This window comes from Pseudomonas sp. P1_F7 (assembly GCF_056405655.1).
Map to the genome: position 1 here is coordinate 207,796 of NZ_JBFUBR010000007.1, position 18,603 is coordinate 226,398.

16 protein-coding genes and 1 pseudogene are annotated in these 18,603 nt (G+C 60.5%); 11 read left to right on the forward strand and 6 right to left on the reverse strand.

All coding sequences use genetic code 11. The features are described 5' to 3' along the window. The first annotated feature begins 185 nt into the window (after positions 1 to 185). The 3 genes from AC1D1M_RS13110 (at position 186) to tsaC (ending at position 2,810) form a co-directional block, all read left to right on the forward strand. Positions 186 to 1,010, forward strand: coding sequence for a peptidoglycan-binding protein (locus AC1D1M_RS13110; RefSeq protein WP_477775939.1), 825 nt, complete (start codon positions 186 to 188; stop codon positions 1,008 to 1,010). An 81-nt stretch (positions 1,011 to 1,091) separates the two neighbouring features. Continuing rightward, positions 1,092 to 2,198, forward strand: coding sequence for a DNA-processing protein DprA (gene dprA / locus AC1D1M_RS13115; protein WP_477775940.1), 1,107 nt, complete (start codon positions 1,092 to 1,094; stop codon positions 2,196 to 2,198). A 54-nt stretch (positions 2,199 to 2,252) separates the two neighbouring features. Next, positions 2,253 to 2,810, forward strand: coding sequence for an L-threonylcarbamoyladenylate synthase type 1 TsaC (gene tsaC / locus AC1D1M_RS13120; RefSeq protein WP_057397341.1), 558 nt, complete (start codon positions 2,253 to 2,255; stop codon positions 2,808 to 2,810). Positions 2,811 to 2,834: 24 nt separating this feature from the next. Here the strand turns inward: tsaC and AC1D1M_RS13125 are convergent. Next, positions 2,835 to 3,752 (reverse strand): annotated as a pseudogene (locus AC1D1M_RS13125) (NADPH:quinone reductase); the annotation flags it as partial. Positions 3,753 to 3,915: 163 nt separating this feature from the next. On the opposite strand from AC1D1M_RS13125, the gene hemF reads away from it, so the two are divergent. After that, a complete protein-coding gene (gene hemF / locus AC1D1M_RS13130) occupies positions 3,916 to 4,830 on the forward strand; it encodes an oxygen-dependent coproporphyrinogen oxidase (protein WP_477754533.1) in 915 nt (304 codons plus the stop codon). Between the two features lie 13 nt (positions 4,831 to 4,843). Beyond that, positions 4,844 to 5,665, forward strand: a complete 822-nt coding sequence (gene aroE, locus AC1D1M_RS13135) for a shikimate dehydrogenase (RefSeq protein WP_477775941.1) — start codon at positions 4,844 to 4,846, stop codon at positions 5,663 to 5,665. Positions 5,666 to 5,782: 117 nt separating this feature from the next. On the opposite strand, the gene AC1D1M_RS13140 is transcribed toward aroE, so the two are convergent. The 3 genes from AC1D1M_RS13140 to betC form a co-directional block, all read right to left on the reverse strand. Further along, positions 5,783 to 7,351, reverse strand: a complete 1,569-nt coding sequence (locus tag AC1D1M_RS13140) for a SulP family inorganic anion transporter (RefSeq protein ID WP_477775942.1) — start codon at positions 7,349 to 7,351, stop codon at positions 5,783 to 5,785. Positions 7,352 to 7,556: 205 nt separating this feature from the next. Continuing rightward, positions 7,557 to 8,477 (reverse strand): choline ABC transporter substrate-binding protein, encoded by a 921-nt coding sequence (gene choX, locus AC1D1M_RS13145; protein ID WP_477775943.1) that lies wholly within the window; start codon positions 8,475 to 8,477, stop codon positions 7,557 to 7,559. 16 nt (positions 8,478 to 8,493) lie between these two features. Beyond that, a complete protein-coding gene (gene betC, locus AC1D1M_RS13150) occupies positions 8,494 to 10,008 on the reverse strand; it encodes a choline-sulfatase (RefSeq protein WP_477775944.1) in 1,515 nt (504 codons plus the stop codon). Positions 10,009 to 10,122: 114 nt separating this feature from the next. Here betC and AC1D1M_RS13155 point away from each other — a divergent pair, with 114 nt between their 5' ends. After that, complete coding sequence (locus AC1D1M_RS13155; protein WP_477775945.1) at positions 10,123 to 11,073, forward strand: choline sulfate utilization transcriptional regulator; 951 nt, start codon at positions 10,123 to 10,125, stop codon at positions 11,071 to 11,073. Here AC1D1M_RS13155 and AC1D1M_RS13160 read toward each other — a convergent pair. After that, positions 11,070 to 11,732 carry an NAD(P)-dependent oxidoreductase gene (locus AC1D1M_RS13160; protein WP_477775946.1) on the reverse strand — a complete coding sequence of 221 codons (663 nt, stop codon included), beginning with the start codon at positions 11,730 to 11,732 and terminating at the stop codon, positions 11,070 to 11,072. The two genes, AC1D1M_RS13155 and AC1D1M_RS13160, sit on opposite strands and share 4 nt — an antisense overlap. A gap of 86 nt (positions 11,733 to 11,818) precedes the next feature. On the opposite strand from AC1D1M_RS13160, the gene AC1D1M_RS13165 reads away from it, so the two are divergent. Next, on the forward strand, positions 11,819 to 12,145 hold the full coding sequence (locus AC1D1M_RS13165; RefSeq protein WP_477775947.1) for a DOPA 4,5-dioxygenase family protein: 327 nt from the start codon (positions 11,819 to 11,821) through the stop codon (positions 12,143 to 12,145). On the opposite strand, the gene AC1D1M_RS13170 is transcribed toward AC1D1M_RS13165, so the two are convergent. After that, on the reverse strand, positions 12,146 to 12,547 hold the full coding sequence (locus tag AC1D1M_RS13170) for a GFA family protein (protein WP_477775948.1): 402 nt from the start codon (positions 12,545 to 12,547) through the stop codon (positions 12,146 to 12,148). It lies immediately after the preceding gene. Positions 12,548 to 12,867: 320 nt separating this feature from the next. Here AC1D1M_RS13170 and AC1D1M_RS13175 point away from each other — a divergent pair, with 320 nt between their 5' ends. The 4 genes from AC1D1M_RS13175 to AC1D1M_RS13190 all read left to right on the forward strand — a co-directional run bounded on the left by AC1D1M_RS13175 (position 12,868) and on the right by AC1D1M_RS13190 (position 18,414). Next, positions 12,868 to 14,175: a CitMHS family transporter gene (locus AC1D1M_RS13175; RefSeq protein WP_477775949.1), complete on the forward strand. Its 1,308-nt coding sequence runs from the start codon at positions 12,868 to 12,870 to the stop codon at positions 14,173 to 14,175. Positions 14,176 to 14,260: 85 nt separating this feature from the next. Continuing rightward, complete coding sequence (locus AC1D1M_RS13180; RefSeq protein ID WP_477775950.1) at positions 14,261 to 15,028, forward strand: TerC family protein; 768 nt, start codon at positions 14,261 to 14,263, stop codon at positions 15,026 to 15,028. Positions 15,029 to 15,322: 294 nt separating this feature from the next. Next, the gene (locus tag AC1D1M_RS13185; RefSeq protein ID WP_477775951.1) at positions 15,323 to 16,981 is read left to right on the forward strand and encodes a Na/Pi cotransporter family protein; all 1,659 of its coding nucleotides are present in this window, start codon (positions 15,323 to 15,325) and stop codon (positions 16,979 to 16,981) included. Positions 16,982 to 17,037: 56 nt separating this feature from the next. Beyond that, positions 17,038 to 18,414: a M16 family metallopeptidase gene (locus tag AC1D1M_RS13190; RefSeq protein ID WP_477775952.1), complete on the forward strand. Its 1,377-nt coding sequence runs from the start codon at positions 17,038 to 17,040 to the stop codon at positions 18,412 to 18,414. Positions 18,415 to 18,603 lie beyond the last annotated feature (189 nt).

The following is an 18,603-nucleotide window of genomic DNA, read 5'->3' on the forward strand; positions in this document are numbered from 1 at the left end:
GCTTGATTAGTGCACGTGTGAAGTAAGGTCGGGTCGATGGCCTGGCGGGTCCGAAGAAATGCAGGCTACCGTTGTAAAACGTAGCTCCCTTCTGTTGACAAGCAAGTTTTGACAAGCAAGCCGGGAGCGAGCCACTGAGGGCTCTGGCGTTTCACGCGAACGTACATAATAAAGGGATTCACCGCATGAGGAAATCACTACTCGCCCTGCTGCTCCTGGCTTCGGCCGGTCTGGCGTACGGGCAAGTGCAACTTCGGGAAGATATTCCCACCATAAAGCTGTCGCCTCAGGTGCGCAGCAGCCCGGTGACCGAGGCTATCCCCGGCATTGCGCTGAAATCGATCAACAGCTTTCTGCTGAGCAACCGCATCGTCGACAAGGCCGAGGATTTCGACAAGGCGCCCTACATCGTCGCCGGCGATGCCGAACGCGTGCTCAGCGGCGCGGGTGACCGCATCTTTGCCCGCGGCCATTTCGACCCGGCGCAACCGGCGTACGGCATCTTCCGTCAAGGCAAGGTCTACACCGATCCGCAGAGCAAGGAAATCCTGGGGATCAACGCCGACGACATCGGCGGCGGCGAGATCGTGGCCATCGAAGGTGACGTCGCCACCCTGGAGTTGCAACGCACGACCCAGGAGGTCCGCCTCGGCGATCGTTTGTTCAGTGGTGAAGAGCACGCGATCAATTCGACCTTCACGCCGAGCGCACCGAGCCACGAGATCAACGGTTTGATCATCGATGTGCCGCGTGGGGTCACGCAGATTGGCGAGTTGGACGTGGTTACGCTGAACAAGGGGCTGCGCGACGGCCTGGCCGAAGGCAATCTGCTGGCGGTGATGAAGACCGGCGAAACCGTGCGGGACCGGATCACCGGCCAGCCGTTGAAAATTCCCGATGAGCGCGCCGGTCTGCTGATGGTTTTCCGTACCTACGACAAACTCAGTTATGGGCTGGTGCTCAGCGCTTCGCGCTCGCTGTCGGTGATGGACAAGGTGCGAAATCCGTAAGTGTGCTTCACAAGTTACCAACAGAGTTATCCACAGCTTATTCCCGTTTGTACGGGTGCTTATTACGATCAAGGATGATCCATGTCGCTGCCTGCTGTTACACCGGTTTCCCCCGCGGAACTGGAAGCTCGATTACGTCTGCACCGTTTGCCGGAACTCGGTCCGGCACGGTTCAAGAAGCTGCTTGAAGCCTTTGGCTCGGCGTCCAAAGCGATCAGCGCACCGGCCAGTGCCTGGCGCGCGCTGGGTTTGCCACTGGCCTGTTCCGAGGCCAGGCGTAGCACCGAGATCCGTGACGGCGCCAGTCATGCATTGGCCTGGCTGGAGCGCCCGGCCCAGCATTTACTGATGTGGGACCAACCGGACTACCCGGCCCTGCTGGCACAAATCAGCGATGCACCACCGCTGCTATTTGTCGCGGGCGATCCGGGCATTCTGGAAAAACCACAACTGGCGATGGTCGGCAGCCGTCGCGCGTCTCGGCCAGGGATGGATACTGCAGCAGCGTTTTCCCGCAGCCTGGCGGGTGCCGGTTTTGTCATTACCAGCGGCCTGGCCCTGGGCATTGACGCCGCCGCGCACCAGGCCGCACTCGATGTCGGCGGGCAAACAGTCGGTGTGCTCGGTACGGGACTCGAGAAGTTTTATCCACAGCGAAACAGACGCCTGGCGGACGCCATGATCGCTTCGGGCAGCGCAGTGCTTTCGGAGTTTCCGCTGGATGCAGGTCCCAGCGCCGGCAACTTCCCCCGGCGCAACCGGATCATCAGTGGTTTGTCACTCGGCGTGCTGGTGGTCGAAGCCAGTGTCGCCAGCGGTTCACTGATCACTGCGAGACTGGCGGCGGAACAGGGGCGCGAGGTGTTTGCGATGCCCGGGTCGATCCATCATCCCGGCGCCCGGGGTTGTCATCAATTGATCCGTGACGGTGCGGTGCTGGTGGAAACCATCGAACATATCCTCGAAGCCTTGCGCGGCTGGCAACGACTGTCGTTATCCACAGAAACCTGCACCACTGAATCGACTCACCCACTGCTGAAGCTGCTGCATGCCGCTCCTCTCACCAGTGAGGCGCTTGCCGACGCAAGCGGCTGGGCCTTGCCGAAAGTGCTGGTGGCGTTGACGGAACTGGAGATGGACGGTCGCGCCGTTTGCGAAAGCGGGCGCTGGTTTGCGCGGGTGAGCTAGGTTTTATAAACAAGATCGGTAAACTGCGCAGAGCCTTATTCTGGAGTGTTTTTCATGGTCAACAGTTGGCGTGTGCAACAAGCCGCGCAAGCAATTCGCGCTGGGGCGGTGATTGCCTACCCAACCGAAGCAGTCTGGGGCCTGGGTTGCGACCCGTGGGACGAGGAAGCGGTGGAGCGTTTGCTGCTGATCAAGGGCCGGTCTGTGGATAAGGGGCTGATTCTGGTCGCCGACAACATCCGTCAGTTCGATTTCCTCTTCGAAGACTTCCCCGAATTGTGGATGGATCGTATGGCCAGCACCTGGCCGGGGCCGAACACCTGGTTGGTACCGCACCAGAACCTGTTGCCTGAGTGGATTACCGGGGTGCATGAGACGGTGGCGCTGCGCGTCAGCGATCACCCGCTGGTGCGGGATTTGTGCGCGCTGGTCGGGCCGTTGGTGTCTACGTCGGCCAACCCGCAGGGGCGCCCGGCGGCACGTACGCGGATTCGCGTCGAGCAGTATTTCCGTGGTCAGGTGGATCTGGTGCTGGGCGGAAACCTGGGTGGGCGCAAGAATCCGAGCGTGATTCGCGATCTGGCGACCGGCAAGGTTGTGCGCCCGGACTAAAGCTGGATGGACATGTGGCGAGGGAGCAAGCTCCCTCGCTGAAAAGCGCTGGCTGATCTCTACGGTCAGCTTGCCGCTGATGATCATCTCGAACAGCTCATCTGCCATGCGTTGCAGGTTCTCGGCGTTGTTCGCATAAGTGCCCAGGGTTGGCCGGGTCACGTACAGCGAGCCTTTCCCCGCCAGAATCCCCAGGTTCACGCCGTCGACCGCGCCGGACGCATTGCCGAAACTCACCACCAGCCCACGCGGCGCGGCGCTGTCGAGTGAAGTCAGCCAGGTGTCCTTGCCAACGCCGTCGTACACCACCGGGACTTTTTTGCCGTCGGTCAATTCCAGCACGCGCTGAGCGACGTTTTCGTGGCTGTAGTCGATGGTCGCCCAAGCGCCGTTGGCCTTGGCCAGCGCGGCTTTCTCCGCCGAGCTGACGGTGCCGATCAACTTGACGCCCAAGGCTCTGGCCCATTGGCAGGCCAGGGAACCGACCCCACCGGCCGCGGCATGGAACAGGATGGTTTCACCACCCTTGAGTTCATAAGTCTGACGCAGCAGGTACTGCACGGTCAGGCCTTTGAGCATCACGCCGGCGGCCTGTTCGAAACCGATAGCGTCCGGCAGTTTCACCAGGTTGGCCTCGGGCAAGACGTGAACATCACTGTAGGCGCCCAGCGGACCGCTGCCATAGGCCACGCGATCGCCGACCTTGAAGCGGGTCACGTCGCTGCCCACCGCCTCGACCACGCCCGCACCTTCTGAGCCGACACCCGACGGCAGGGACGGCGGCGGGTACAGACCGCTGCGGTAATAGGTGTCGATAAAGTTCAGGCCGATGGCCTTGTTGGTTACGCGCACTTCCTTGGAACCTGGCTCGGCGGGTTGGTAATCCACATATTCGAGCACTTCGGGACCGCCATGGGCGCGGAACTGGATACGCTTTGCCATCAGAACTCTCCATAGGTCGTTTTACCAAGCGCCCTATCGGACTCCTAAGCTTGATCTTCGTCAACTGCGACGGGTCGACTTGCGATGTTATGCTACGGGCCCATTTGCGCAGGCTGAGCTCCAATGGAGCACCGCGTAGTTTTGCCCGATTCAAGGTGATGACATGACGACCCGCACCGAGGCCGTAAAAGCCTACCTGCTCGACCTGCAAGAGCGTATTTGCGCAGCCCTGGAAGCCGAAGACGGCGGCACGCAATTCGTCGAAGACGCCTGGACCCGGCCTGCCGGCGGTGGCGGTCGCACCCGCGTGATCGAAAACGGCGCGGTGATTGAAAAGGGCGGCGTCAACTTTTCCCACGTCTTCGGCAGCGGTCTTCCACCGTCTGCCAGCGCCCACCGGCCAGAACTGGCTGGCCGAGGTTTCGAAGCCCTGGGCGTCTCACTGGTCATTCACCCGCACAACCCCCATGTGCCGACTTCCCACGCCAACGTGCGTTTTTTCATCGCCGAAAAAGAAGGTGAAGAGCCGGTCTGGTGGTTCGGTGGCGGCTTCGACCTGACGCCTTACTACGGCAATGAAGAAGACTGCATCCACTGGCACCGCGTCGCCGAGCAGGCTTGTGCGCCGTTTGGCCCGGACGTCTACCCGCGTTACAAGGCCTGGTGCGACAGCTACTTCCACATCAAGCATCGTCACGAGCCGCGCGGCATCGGCGGGCTGTTTTTCGACGATCTGAACGAGTGGGACTTCGACACCAGCTTCGCCTTCATGCGCGCCATCGGTGATGCGTATATCGACGCCTATCTGCCCATCGTGCAGCGCCGTAAAAATGATGCGTTCACCGCCAAGCAGCGCGAGTTCCAGGAATTCCGCCGTGGTCGCTACGTTGAATTCAACCTGGTCTATGACCGCGGCACGTTGTTCGGCCTGCAATCGGGTGGGCGTACCGAGTCGATTTTGATGTCGCTGCCACCGCAAGTGCGCTGGGGTTACGACTGGAAGGCCGAGCCTGGCAGCGAAGAAGCGCGCCTGACCGAGTACTTCCTGCAAGATCGCGATTGGTTGGCCGAAGCCTGAACGAGGAATCCTGATGGACCGTTATGTCGTATTCGGTAACCCGATTGGCCACAGCAAGTCGCCGCTGATCCATCGCCTGTTCGCCGAGCAGACCGCGCAAAAGCTGGACTACAATACGCTGCTGGCGCCACTCGACGACTTTTCCACCTGTGCCCGGACGTTTTTCCTCGAAGGACGCGGCGCCAATGTGACGGTGCCGTTCAAAGAAGAGGCCTATCGATTGGCGAACACTTTGACGGCGCGGGCGCAGCGCGCCGGTGCGGTCAATACCTTGAGCAAACTGGCCGATGGCAGTCTGCTGGGCGACAACACCGATGGCGCCGGGCTGGTGCGCGACCTGACGGTCAACGCCGGGTTCAGCCTCAAGGGCAAACGCATCCTGTTGCTCGGCGCTGGCGGCGCGGTGCGCGGTGCATTGGAGCCGTTGCTGGCTGAGCAACCGGTATCAGTGATCATCGCCAACCGCACGGTGGACAAGGCCGAGCTGCTGGCGGAATTGTTCTGCGACCTGGGGCCGGTATCGGCCAGCGGTTACGACTGGTTGCAGGAGTCGGTGGACCTGATCATCAACGCGACGTCGGCGAGCCTGACGGGCGATGTGCCGCCGATTGCGGCCAGCCTGATCGAACCGGGCAAAACGGTGTGCTACGACATGATGTACGGCAAGGAACCGACCTCGTTCTGCCGCTGGGCCAGCGAACACGGCGCTGCGGTGGCGATGGATGGCTTGGGGATGCTGGCCGAGCAGGCGGCAGAGGCGTTCTTCCTGTGGCGCGGTGTGCGTCCGGATACGGTGCCGGTGTTGGCTGAGTTGCGTCGACAGTTGGCCTTGTAACCTACTGTAGGAGCGAGCTTGCTCGCGAAAAACCTGAGGGCGCTGTTGGGCATCTGGTTTTGCGCGTAATCGTTCACGACCTTCGCGAGCAAGCTCGCTCCTACAGAGAGCGGTGTTTCAGTCCTCAAACCGGATCGGGCATTTCTCCGCCCCTTCCAGCTTCCTCAGCTCTTCCACCACCTGCGGCCGGGCCCTTCGCAAGGTCAGGCTGCGATCTTGACGCAGCAGACGCCGCGCTTCCTGATGCAGCATTTCCACCCCTGAATAGTCGATGAAGTTGATCTGCTGCGCCTCGATCACCACGCGCGCGCCGTGCATGCGTTGCAGGCGTACTTGCAGGTAATGGCTGGCGCCGAAAAAGATCGAGCCCCCTACCCGCAGGATGTCTTCCTCGCCGTCTCGCACATGCTGCACCCGTGGTTGCGATGTGCGCTTGAGGTAGACAAAAAGCGAGGCCAACACGCCGGCGTAGATCGCCGTTTGCAATTCCAGCAGCAGCGTGGCGACGCAGGTCAGCGCCATGACCACAAATTCGGCGCGGCTGACCCGCAACAACGCGCGAATACCGCGATGGTCCACCAGCCCCCAGGCGATCAACAGAATGCTGCCGGCCATCGCCGGGATCGGGATGCGCGCGATCAGGCTCGCGCCGAAGATTGCAAACAGCGCCACCCACAGTGCCGAAAAAATCCCCGCCAGCGGCGAACAGGCCCCCGCTTCATAGCTCAGTCCAGAGCGGGTAAAAGAACCGGCAGACAACGACCCGGAAAAAAACGCACCGACGATGTTCGACAGGCCCTGGGCACGAACGTCCTGATTCGCGTCGAGCAATTGCTGCGAACGTGCAGAAATCGAGCGGGCAATCGACAGACTGGTGACCAGCCCGAGCATGCCGACCGCCACCGCGCTGGGCAGCAGGCGCAGGATCAGATCGAGATCCAGCGGCAACGGACTGAAAGGCGGCAGCTTGCCGGTGAAGGCGCTGACCAGTTGCACATGGCCGAACATTGATGGCCAAAGCCAGACCAACAATGCACCCAGCACCAGAGTGATCAACAGCGTCGGCCAGCGTGGCAACCACAGCTTGAGGATCACGCCCACCACCACTGTCGCCAGCCCCAGCGCCAGCGAAGGCTTGTCGATTTCGCCGAGATGGCGCAACAACGTGATGAAACTGTCCAGCGCGGTGGCCTGGCTGGGCAAGTCCAGTCCCAGCAGGTTAGGCAATTGACCGATGGCAATCACCACGGCAGCGCCCAGAGTGAAGCCGAGTACCACCGAGTGAGAGACGAAATTCACCAGGGCGCCGAAGCGCAGCAAACCCAGCAGCCACTGAAAGAGGCCGGCAAGAAACGTCAGCAACAGGATCAACATGACGTAGTCCTGCGACGCTGGAACGGCCAGAGGACTGACGCTGGCGTACAAGACAATGGAGATGGCCGCCGTAGGACCGCAGATCAGATGCCACGACGAGCCCCAGAGACAAGCGATCAACACCGGGATGATTGCCGCGTACAAGCCGTATTCCGGTGGGAGACCCGCGATGAGTGCGTAGGCAATGGATTGCGGCAACGCGAGAATCGCGCCGCTGAGGCCGACGATCAGGTCGCGACCGACGCTGGCGCGGGTTTGCCGGGGCAACCAAGTGAGGAAGGGGAAGAGTGAATGGCGGCTTGGCAGGGCCATGGGGCCTCTCGGGTGGGGTTTTACGGAAGAGTATCAGGCCCAGGCAATCATTGTGGCGAGGGGGCTTGTCGGATCGCCGCACCGTCCCGCTCGGCTGCACAGCAGCCGCAATTCGAGCAACCAGGTGACACTGACAGACCGAGATTGTCGAATTGGGAGCGCTGCGCACTCCAGCGGGAGCAAGCTCCCTCGCCACAGTTAATCATCAGAGTTTCGCTTTGATCGCCGGCAAAGCATCCTTGCCATCCACGGTCTTCACCCCATCAAGCCACTTGTCCAGCACCGCCGGGTTGGCCTTGATCCACGCCTTGGCCGCGTCGGCGTTGCTGACTTTCTTGTTCACCACCTCGGCCATGATGCTGTTCTCCATGTCCTGGGTGAAGCTCAGGTTGGTCAGCAACTTGCCGACGTTCGGGCAGGCCTGTGCATAACCTTTGCGGGTCAGGGTATGCACGCTGCCGGTGTCGCCGAAGTATTTCTCGCCACCCTTCAGATAGTGCATTTTCAGCTGCACGTTCATCGGGTGCGGGGTCCAGCCGAGGAAGGTCACGAATTTCTGTTTTTTCACCGCGCGGGACACTTCCGCCAGCATCGCCTGCTCGCTGGACTCGACCAGTTTCCACTGGCCCATGTCGAAATCGTTTTTCTTGATGATCTCTTGTAGCGAGATGTTCGCCGGTGCGCCGGAGCCGATGCCGTAGATCTTGCGGTCGAACTTGTCGGCGTATTTGTTCAGGTCGGCAAAGTTATGCACACCCGCGTCCCACACGTAGTCCGGGACGGCGAGGGTGAACTCGGTGCCATCGAGGTTCTTCGCCAGTTGCGTGACATCGCCGTTGGCGACGAACTTGTCATAGAAGCCCTGTTGCGCCGGCATCCAGTTACCCAGGAACACATCGACCTGGCCATCCTTGAGCCCGCCAAAGGTGATCGGCACCGCGAGGGTGTCGACCTTGGCCTTGTAGCCCATGCCGTCCAGCAGAAACCCGGTGATGGCGTTGGTCGCGGCAATGTCGCTCCAGCCCGGGTCGGCCATTTTCACGGTCTCGCAACTCTGATCGGCAAACGCCGATGCACTGCCCAGAGCCAGGAGCCCGACCGTCAGTACTGTGGATAACCTTTGCATGGACTTCCCCTTAACATTATTGGTTTTGGCAGGGTTGTGGATAACGTGCTTTACGCTCCAGATCGTCGAGGTCGATGTGGTTGCGCATGTACTGCTGACTGGCGTCCACCAGCGGCTGGTGATCCCAGCTCTTCAACTTGCCGAGGGTCAGCGCCTCGGCCACGAACCGCCGGCGCCGCTGGCTGGCGAGCACCTGCTGGTGAATCGCCGGAATGTTCCATTTGGCCCGCGCTTCGGCGAGAAAATCGTCGAACAGTTGGCGATGTTGCGGAGAATTGCTGAGTTCTTCCAGTTCGCGAGGGTCATTGTGTACGTCGAAGAGCAGGCAGGGGTCGTCTTCGCTGTAGATGAATTTGTAGGCACCGCGGCGGATCATCATCAACGGACTGATGGTGCCTTCGGCCATGTATTCGCCGAACACCTCGTCGTGACCGCCCTGCCCTTGCAGGTGCGGGACCAGCGATCGACCGTCCAGCGGCAAGCCCGGTTCCAGCGAGCCGCCGGCCAGTTCAACGAAGGTCGGCAACAGGTCGGCCGTGGAAACACTGGCGCTGACCCGGCCGGCGCCGAATTGCCCCGGCGCGCTGATCAACAGCGGCACCCGTGCGGCCATTTCGAACCAATGCATTTTGTACCAGAGCCCGCGCTCGCCGAGCATGTCGCCGTGGTCGCCGGAGAACACGATGATGGTGTCGTCGATTAGCCCGGTATCCTCGAGGGTTTGCAGGAGTTTGCCGACGTTGCTGTCGATATAGCTACACGCGCCGAAATAGGCGCGGCGGGCGTCGCGGATCTTATCCACAGGCAGCGGCTTGTCCCACAGGTCGTAGACTTTGAGCAAACGCTGCGAGTGTGGATCGAGGTCATGCGGGTCCGGAGTTGTGGGCAACGGGATATCGGCGTCGTCGTACAAATCCCAGAAAGCCTTGGGAATGGTGTACGGATCGTGTGGGTGAGTCATCGAAACGGTCAGGCAGAACGGCTGATCGCCATCCTCGCGGATATGGTCGAACAGGTACTGCTGGGCCTTGAACACCACCTCTTCGTCGAAATCCAGCTGATTGGTGCGCACGCACGGGCCGGCTTGCAGCACCGACGACATGTTGTGATACCAGGTCGGGCGCACGTCCGGTTCATCCCAGTTCACCGCCCAGCCGTAGTCGGCCGGGTAGATGTCACTGGTCAGGCGTTCTTCGTAGCCATGCAACTGGTCCGGCCCACAGAAATGCATCTTGCCCGACAGGGCGGTGCGGTAGCCGAGACGGCGCAGGTAGTGGGCGTAGGTCGGTACGTCGGCGGGGAAATCGGCGGCGTTGTCGTAGGCGCCGATCTTGCTTGGCAACTGGCCGCTGACCAGGGTGAAACGCGACGGCGCGCACAGGGGGCTGTTGCAATAAGCCGAGTCGAACACCACGCCTTGTGCGGCGAGGCGGCTGAGATGAGGCAGTTTGATGGGCGATGGGCCGTAGAACGGCAACATTGGCGCGGCCATTTGATCGGCCATGATGAAAAGAATGTTCTTGCGCTTCATGTGATCGCGGCATTCCATAGTGGATGTTTATGCGAGAGTGCTGGCTTCGAGAATGAAACCCTCGCACCTTGCGGTAAAGCCCACGCGCGGCAATGACTAGGATAAGCACAGCTTATGTATGACGCCCTTGGTGACCTGTCACTGGATCTGCTTCGGGCCTTCGAAGCGGCGGCCCGTCAGCGCAGCTTTACCGCGGCGGCGGTTGAACTGGGCACCACGCAACCGGCCATCAGCCAGCAGATCAAGCGCCTGGAAGAACAACTGGCGACACGCCTGTTCGACCGCATTTATCGTGGAATCGAACTGACTGAGGCTGGGCAGATTCTTTTCGAGCAGGTTCAGCTCGGTTTGCAGAATATCGACGCAGGATTGAGCGCAATCAGCGCACAGCAACAGCATGAAGTGCTGCAGGTGGCCACGGACTTTGCCTTCGCCGCCTATTGGTTGATGCCGCGCCTGCACCGCTTTCACGCGGCCAATCCGCAGGTGGATGTCAGCCTGGTCACCAGTGAGCGCAGTCATAACATGCTACGTACCGATATCGATGTGGCGGTGCTGTTCGGTGATGGTCGCTTCAAGCAGGGTGAAAGCCATTGGCTGTTCAGCGAGGAAGTGTTCCCTGTGTGCAGCCCGCTGTTGTTGAACGAACGCCCCCTACCCTTGCCGGCCCAGGCCTTGCTGGAGTTTCCGTTGCTGCATTTGCGTGGGGAACACAGCAGTAACTGGTTCGACTGGAGTGGTGTGTTCCGCGAGTTGGGCATCACCTCGCCCCCGGCGCCCGGTCAACTGCGTTTCGATAATTACACCTTGCTGATTCAGGCCGCGATTGGCGGTCAGGGCGTGGCCATTGGCTGGCGCCATCTTGTGGATAACTTGCTGGCGCAAGGGTTGTTGTGTCGACCGATTGCCGAAACGGCGATGTCGAGGCTGGGTTATTACGTGGTGCTACCCCAGCGCAAACGGCGCGGAGCGCTGATCCAGCAGTTTGTGGATTGGTTGATGGCCGAGCAGGCCAGCAGTGCGCAATCGCTCAACGGCCTGACGCTGCCGTCCATTGCGGTTTAGCTGTCGGTTGCGATGAAGTTGACGTGCTGGCCGATGTGCAGGTTCAGCTGCAATTCATCGGCAATGCCCACGGCGGTGCGGGCCAGCCGTCCGAGTGGTTCGGCCAACCCCGGCTCGAGGTTGCCACCGGGTTTGGCAAAATGTTCGATGGTCAGCCCCGGTACACCGCGCGGCTCGTTAACCAGCGTCCACTTCAATGGACTGCTCTGCAGTGCCTCGCGGATTTCCTCGGCGGCGTGACGTTGCAAGCTGTCCTCGGGTTCCGGATCGTCCAGCACGTCGAAATCACCTACCAGAAACAATCGGGCGATGTTTGCTGCCTGCATGCCAACGATTAGCGCATCCACTGCCAGCACCTGCTCGACCGGACCCGGTACGATAGTTTTTTCCACGTGTTCGCTGTTGAACGGTAAGCCTGGAGCGTCCAGTAAGCAGATGACCACGGAGCTGCCGGCCACACTCTGCTTGACCCGTTGCGCGTCGAACAGGTCGCCAGTCTTGGTGCGCAACCCCGGACGTGGTGCCAGTGCTGTGAGCTCATCGAGAATCGCGATCACTTCATGCTGGCGCCGCAGCATTTCAGCCATCAGCGCACTGCCCAGGCTACTCATGGCACCATAAAGCACTACTTTCACGACGGGGGTTTCGGCATTTTTCATGGCTGGGCTCCCTGTTTTCCAGCGTCTATATGACGTGTGACTCGCAGGAAACGGCGAGGGTCCGAACAGCTCTCGGAGGGACTCAGATGCAGCAGATTACAGGCTATCACGCCCACGTTTATTTCGATGCCAGCACGATTGGGCAGGCGCGGGCCTTGTGCGAACAGGCGGCGCAGTTGTTTCCATTGAAAATGGGCCGTGTACATGAGCGCCCGGTCGGCCCGCACCCGGACTGGAGCTGCCAGTTGGCGTTTGAACCGCAGTTCCTGGTCGATGTGCTGCCGTGGCTGGCGCTCAATCGCAACGGTTTGGTGGTGTTCCTGCACCCGAACACCGGCGACGATCTGCTCGACCACACCGAGCACGCCATCTGGATGGGCGCAATACGCCCGCTGGACCTGTCTATTTTTTGATCAGAGGGTTTCTTCAGCCTCGGCGGGCAAGTGTTCGTCCAGGTGCAGCCACGGCAAGCGGCTGTCGGTCCAGATGTGCCGCTCGGCCGGTGCTTGCTCGGGATGGTCGAGGGTGGCGATGGTCAGGTCGATGCTTTCCGGGCTCAGTTGCGTCACCAGCGCCAGTTGCGCCCCACAGCGGCCGCAGAAATATCGCGCGCAGTTGGATGAAGAATCGTACCGCGACGGCGTCCCGGCCAGCCATTGAAAAGCGGAGGCCGGCACGGTGATCCAGGTGGTCACGATGCCGCCGCTGACCCGTCGGCAAATCGAGCAATGGCAGTGGGCGATATCGTGCAGCGGCCCGCTGAATTGATAGCGCAGTTGCCCGCAATGGCAGCCGCCGGTGTGAAGTTCACCCATGTTCAACCTCCCGCCCTGTGTTCAGGGACTTGAAACCCAATCCGACGATCGGTTGCACATCCGGTCCTTGCTTTCATTGGCGAAAGCTGGCTGAAAGCTTCCCCGATTAGGATCGCCCCCACTACCGGCAACAGACCGGTTGGCCAATGCCAGCGTTTTATCGCTCGCACAGCCCATTTAACAACAACAATGGTGATTCTGATGTCCTCTTCTACCCGCCGCTTCGCTGCAACTCCGCCCGTACGTCTCGTGCTTCCCGTTCTGCGCTGATCCCGCCCGATCCGCCCATTCCCTAGCCGCGCTACGCCTGGAGTATTCCCATGCTGACTTTCCTTGGCTTCGCCATGGTCATCACGTTCATGTTCCTGATCATGACCAAGCGCCTGTCCGCGCTGATCGCCCTGATCATCATTCCGATCATCTTTGCCCTGTTCGGCGGTTTTTCACCGAAGATCGGACCGATGATGCTCGAAGGCATCACCAAGCTTGCGCCAACCGGCGTGATGCTGATGTTCGCTATTTTGTACTTCGCCCTGATGATCGACTCCGGCCTGTTCGACCCGGCCGTGCGCAAGATCCTCAAACTGGTCAAGGGCGACCCGCTGAAAGTTTCGGTCGGCACCGCCGTTCTGGCGCTCGTTGTCTCCCTCGATGGTGACGGCGCGACCACTTACATGATCTGCGTGGCCGCCATGCTGCCGCTCTACAGTCGTATTGGCATGAGCCCGCGGATCATGGCCGGTCTGATCATCCTCGCCGGTGGCGTGATGAACATGACCCCATGGGGCGGCCCGACTGCTCGCGCTGCCAGTGCATTGCATGTGGACCCGTCCGACATCTTCGTACCGATGATTCCTGCGATGCTGGCCGGTGTGGTGGCGATCCTGATCATTGCCTACTTCTACGGCAAGCGTGAACGTGCGCGCCTGGGTGAACTGCACCTGGTGGGCGATGAAGTCGACCACAGCGAAATCAGCGTTTCGCAGTTCCCGGATGCCCGTCGTCCGAAGCTGATCTGGTTCAACGGCGCCCTGACCCTGGCCCTGATGGGCACACTGATCGCCGGCCTGCTGCCGTTGCCGGTGCTGTTCATGGTGGCATTCAGTATCGCCATGATCGTCAACTATCCTTGCCTGCAACAGCAGAAGGATCGCGTCGCGGCTCACGCCGGTAGCGTACTGGCGGTAGTCGGGCTGATCTTTGCGGCCGGTATCTTCACCGGTATCCTGACCGGCACCGGGATGGTCGACGCCATGTCGAAAAGCCTGTTGGCGGTGATTCCGGATTTCCTCGGCCCGTACCTGGCTGTGATCACGGCGCTGGTGAGCATGCCGTTCACCTTCTTCATGTCGAACGATGCATTTTATTACGGCGTGTTACCGGTACTTGCCGAAGCCGCGAGCCATTACGGTATAACCGCGGTGGAAATGGCACGTGCCTCGATCGTCGGTCAGCCCGTCCACCTGTTGAGCCCGCTGGTTCCATCGACCTACCTGTTGGTGGCCCTGGCCGGTATCGACTTCGGTGACCACCAGCGCTTCACTCTCAAGTGGGCAGTGCTGGTTTGTACCTGCATACTGATTGCTGCACTGCTGTTGGGGACTTTCCCGGTGTTCAGCACTCTATAAGCCCAAGACTCACCACTTCGGGTCCAGGCTTCGCTGTTTGAAGCCCGGGCCCGTTGTGGTTTAACAATCGCTCAAAGGAATACACATGGAATGGCTGACCAACCCTGAAATCTGGGTTGCCTTCTTCACCCTGACCGCCCTGGAAATCGTCCTGGGTATCGATAACATCATCATGATTTCGATCCTGGTCAGCCGCATGCCCAAACACATGCAGGCGCGCACCCGGATTTTCGGTCTGGCGCTGGCCATGATCACGCGAATCCTGTTGCTGCTGTCGATCACGTGGGTCATGCGACTCACGGCGGACCTGTTCGTGGTGTTCGGTCAGGGTATTTCCGGGCGAGACCTGATCCTGTTCTTCGGTGGTCTGTTCCTGCTGTGGAAGAGCTCGCAAGAGATGTACCACGCGCTGGAAGGTGAAGACGAAACCAACGAAGAGCCTTCGGGCAAGGGCGGCAACTTTCTCTACACCATCATCCAGATCGCGATCATCGACATCGTGTTCTCCCTGGACTCGGTGATCACCGCGGTCGGTATGGTGTCCCACGTTCCGGTCATGGTCGCGGCAATCATCGTGGCTGTGCTGGTGATGATGTGGGCTTCCGGCACCATCAGCGAGTTCATCGACAAGCACCCGTCACTGAAAATGCTGGCGCTGTCATTCCTGTTGATCGTCGGTACGGTGCTGATTGCCGAATCCTTCGACGTTCACGTGCCAAAAGGCTATGTCTACTTCGCCATGGCGTTTTCGCTGGCAGTGGAAGCGATCAACATCAGGATGCGCACTGCCATCGCGAAAAAGAAGAAACAGCAGGATCCGGTAAAGCTGCGCAAGGATATTCCTGGCCAGTAACCCGGTAGCGGTAAATACGCAAAACCTGTGGGAGCGAGCCTGCTCGCGATGGCGGTCTGTCAGTCAACATCAAAGTTGAAGCTGATGGCCTCATCGCGAGCAGGCTCGCTCCCACTTTGTTTTTTGGCGGGTTGCATGAACGGGATTTCATGACGGTTTTGTTTCAATCCCCTCTTTGGCTATGCGATGCTGGCGCGCAGACCGTTAGCCAACTACAGCTTAAGTACAGAACGTAGAACGTCACGCGGTACCGTCAACTTGCTCCTTTGGGGCGCTACACCACAGGGGGTCATTATGCTCACCCTGCTCAATTTGCTTTCTGCAGTGGCCCTGCTGATCTGGGGCACGCACATCGTCCGAACCGGCATCCTGCGGGTCTACGGTACCAATCTGCGCCATGTCATTGGCCATAACATGTCCAACCGCTGGCTGGCATTTGTCTCCGGGATCGTCGTGACGGCGATGGTCCAGAGCAGCAACGCCACCGCCATGCTGGTCACTTCCTTTGTCGGCCAGGGCCTGATGGCGCTGACCCCGGCACTGGTCACCATGCTCGGTGCCGATGTCGGTACGGCGCTGATGGCGCGGGTGCTGACGTTCGATCTGTCGTGGCTGTCGCCTCTGCTGATCTTTGTCGGGGTGATTTTCTTTCTGTCGCGCAAGCAGACCCGACTCGGGCAGATGGGCCGTGTCGCCATCGGATTGGGTTTGATCATTCTGGCGCTGCAACTGATTGTCGAAGCGGCGCACCCGATTACCCATGCCAAAGGGGTGAAGGTGATTTTCGCCTCGCTCACTGGCGACATCCTGCTCGACGCCCTGGTCGGCGCGCTGTTCGCGATGATGTCCTATTCCAGCCTGGCCGCTGTGCTGCTGACCGCGACTCTGGCGGGCGCCAATGTGATTAGCTTGCCGGTGGCCATCGGGCTGGTGATTGGCGCCAACATCGGCAGCGGCGTACTCGCCTTCCTCAGCACCAGCATGCAGAACCCCGCTGGGCGCCAAGTGGCGCTGGGCAGCCTGCTGTACAAACTGATTGGTCTTTTATTGATCATTCCGGTGCTCGATCCACTGGTGCACTGGCTCGATGGCCTCGATTTCAGCCCTCAGGAAATGGTCATTGGCTTTCACCTGCTCTACAACACCGTGCGCTGCCTGATCCTGCTGCCCAGCGTCGGGCCGATGGCCAGGTTTTGTGCCTGGGTGCTGCCGGAGCGCCCGCAGGCCAACGGCACGGCCAAGCCCCGGCACCTTGACCCCACGGCGTTGGTCACGCCCGGTTTGGCGCTGGCCAACGCGGCCCGGGAAACCCTGCGCATGGGGGACCTGATCGACAGCATGCTCGAAGCCATGCTCGATGTTTTGCGCGGCAAGCAAACCGCCGTCACCCAGGAAATGCGGCGCCTGACCGACGATGTCGAAGCGCTCTACAGCGCGATCAAATTGTATCTGGCGCAAATGCCCCGGGAAGATCTCAGCGATCAGGACAGCCGGCGCTGGGCGGAAATCATCGAGCTGGCGATCAACCTGAAACTCGCCAGCGATTTGATCGAACGCATGCTGCGCAAGGTCCAGCAGCAGAAAACCTCGCAGCGCCGGTCGTTTTCCGAAGTCGGGCTGGACGAATTGACCGGGTTGCAGACGCAGTTGATTTCCAACCTGCGACTCGGGATGTCGGTGTTTCTCAGCGCCGACCCGGAAAGTGCCCGGCAACTGGTGCGTGAGAAACGTCGTTTCCGTGCACAGGAACGGCGCCTGGCTCACGCTCATGTCAGCCGCTTGCAACTTAAAATCGTGCAAAGTATCGAAACCAGTTCGTTGCACCTGGAGCTGATCGCCGACATGAAACGTCTGAATTCGCTGTTTTGCAGCAGTGCCTACGTTGTGCTGGAAACATCGGACACCGGTGCGCTGGTGGTCGACGATTTGAGCGACATCACTCATTCACCCTGAACGTCCACAGTTGCCTGAAGTCTGTTGAACTTACGCTAGTCGTACGGAAGCTTGTTATGCGTTGTCTGTTGTTCGCCTGCCTGTTGCTTGGTTCTTTTCCGTCGCTGGCCCTGGATCGCTTCCAGGTCGAGGGCTACACCCTGCGCAACGGTTTGCAGTTGCTGCTCAAGCCCGGCACTGACCGCGGGCATGTGGCGATCCGGCTGGTGGTCGGCGTTGGCCTGGACGATTTCAAGTGCGAAGAAAAGGAGCTGCCGCATCTGCTGGAACACCTGTTGTTCAGCGGTATCGACGCCAGCGGCGAAGGCGGCCTGGAAGAACGCATGCAGGCTCTGGGTGGTGAGTGGAACGCGTTCACCAGCAATGCCGATACGACTTTCGTCATCGAAGCCCCGGCGAAAAACCAGCGCAAGGTGCTCGACCTCCTGCTGGCGCTGCTGACCCAGACCCGTTTCGACGACAACGCCATCAACGCGGCCAAGCAAGTGGTAGAGCGTGAAGACGGCGGCCACTACTCGCACCTGCAGCGCTGGCTCGATCGTCAGGACCTCGGCCACACGGCCAGCAACCAGCTGGCCGTGGAACTGGGCCTCAAGTGCCCGGAGCGTGCGCAAGTCGATGACCTGACCCATGAGCAACTGGAGCAGGTGCGCAAGGACTGGTATGCGCCGAACAACATGACCCTGATCGTGGTCGGCGACCTCGACAAGTTGCTGCCGGCCTATCTGGAGCGGGCGTATGGAGCGCTGGAAGCGATTACCCCTGGCGAGCATCCGCCGCTGCCGCAAATCCAGGCCAGTGCCGCCCACGAGCGCACCCTGCCCCACGGTCTGGTCGGCAACGGCGCCAAATTGCACTGGCTGGTGCCGGAGCCGGTGCTGGACGACGGGCACGACCAAACCTTCGATTTGCTCAAGGATTATCTGGATTGGGCGCTCTATCGCCAGTTGCGCCTGACTCACGGTTTGTCCTACGGCCCCTGGGCGGAACGCGAGGTGTTCGGCGGCGTGGGTTTCATGAGCCTCAATGCCGACCTTGAACGCGACGACGTACTCGCTGCCGAACACGTGCTCGATGACTTGAAGGCCGGACTGCTCAAGGACGGCCTCAATGCCGACACCTTCAACCGCCTCAAGCAGGCCGCCATTGCCCGGCAGGCCTGGGCCGTACAAGGCAACAGCGCGTTGGCCGACTACTACTGGAGCGCCATCGGCGACTACGAGGACGGCCGTTTCGCCAACCCGGCCCAGGAGCTGCAAGGGGTGACGCTGGAAGAGGCGAACAAGGCCGTTCGTGAACTGCTGTTGCAGCCGGGGTATTTGCGGATCGAGAAGCCATTGTTCAGTTATGACCAGTTGATGTGGCTGGTGGTCGGGGTGGCGGGGGTGATCGTACTGATATTGCTGAGCTGGCGTTTGCATCGCAGGAAGTAACCACCCTGTTTGGCAAGAAAACTCCTTGTGGGAGCGAGCTTGCTCGCGATAGCGGATTGTCAGCCGACGAAAATGTTGGATGTGCCGGCCTCATCGCGAGCAAGCTCGCTCCCACAGGTCCGCGTCCACCAAACACTTTTGTGTGCAAGCAAACGGACCGGCCCCTCGCCACAGCGTCGCACCAACGGT

Excerpts from the sequence above, each read along its gene's own strand:
- AC1D1M_RS13185 (WP_477775951.1), top strand. The coding sequence starts at position 15,323 with ATGCTCACCCTGCTCAATTTGCTTTCTGCAGTGGCCCTGCTGATCTGG.
- AC1D1M_RS13155 (WP_477775945.1), top strand. The coding sequence starts at position 10,123 with ATGTATGACGCCCTTGGTGACCTGTCACTGGATCTGCTTCGGGCCTTC.
- tsaC (WP_057397341.1), top strand. The coding sequence starts at position 2,253 with ATGGTCAACAGTTGGCGTGTGCAACAAGCCGCGCAAGCAATTCGCGCT.
- dprA (WP_477775940.1), top strand. The coding sequence starts at position 1,092 with ATGTCGCTGCCTGCTGTTACACCGGTTTCCCCCGCGGAACTGGAAGCT.
- AC1D1M_RS13190 (WP_477775952.1), top strand. The coding sequence starts at position 17,038 with ATGCGTTGTCTGTTGTTCGCCTGCCTGTTGCTTGGTTCTTTTCCGTCG.
- hemF (WP_477754533.1), top strand. The coding sequence starts at position 3,916 with ATGACGACCCGCACCGAGGCCGTAAAAGCCTACCTGCTCGACCTGCAA.
- AC1D1M_RS13175 (WP_477775949.1), top strand. The coding sequence starts at position 12,868 with ATGCTGACTTTCCTTGGCTTCGCCATGGTCATCACGTTCATGTTCCTG.
- betC (WP_477775944.1), bottom strand. The coding sequence starts at position 10,008 with ATGAAGCGCAAGAACATTCTTTTCATCATGGCCGATCAAATGGCCGCG.
- AC1D1M_RS13160 (WP_477775946.1), bottom strand. The coding sequence starts at position 11,732 with ATGAAAAATGCCGAAACCCCCGTCGTGAAAGTAGTGCTTTATGGTGCC.
- AC1D1M_RS13140 (WP_477775942.1), bottom strand. The coding sequence starts at position 7,351 with ATGGCCCTGCCAAGCCGCCATTCACTCTTCCCCTTCCTCACTTGGTTG.
- choX (WP_477775943.1), bottom strand. The coding sequence starts at position 8,477 with ATGCAAAGGTTATCCACAGTACTGACGGTCGGGCTCCTGGCTCTGGGC.
- AC1D1M_RS13110 (WP_477775939.1), top strand. The coding sequence starts at position 186 with ATGAGGAAATCACTACTCGCCCTGCTGCTCCTGGCTTCGGCCGGTCTG.
- aroE (WP_477775941.1), top strand. The coding sequence starts at position 4,844 with ATGGACCGTTATGTCGTATTCGGTAACCCGATTGGCCACAGCAAGTCG.
- AC1D1M_RS13180 (WP_477775950.1), top strand. The coding sequence starts at position 14,261 with ATGGAATGGCTGACCAACCCTGAAATCTGGGTTGCCTTCTTCACCCTG.
- AC1D1M_RS13165 (WP_477775947.1), top strand. The coding sequence starts at position 11,819 with ATGCAGCAGATTACAGGCTATCACGCCCACGTTTATTTCGATGCCAGC.
- AC1D1M_RS13170 (WP_477775948.1), bottom strand. The coding sequence starts at position 12,547 with ATGGGTGAACTTCACACCGGCGGCTGCCATTGCGGGCAACTGCGCTAT.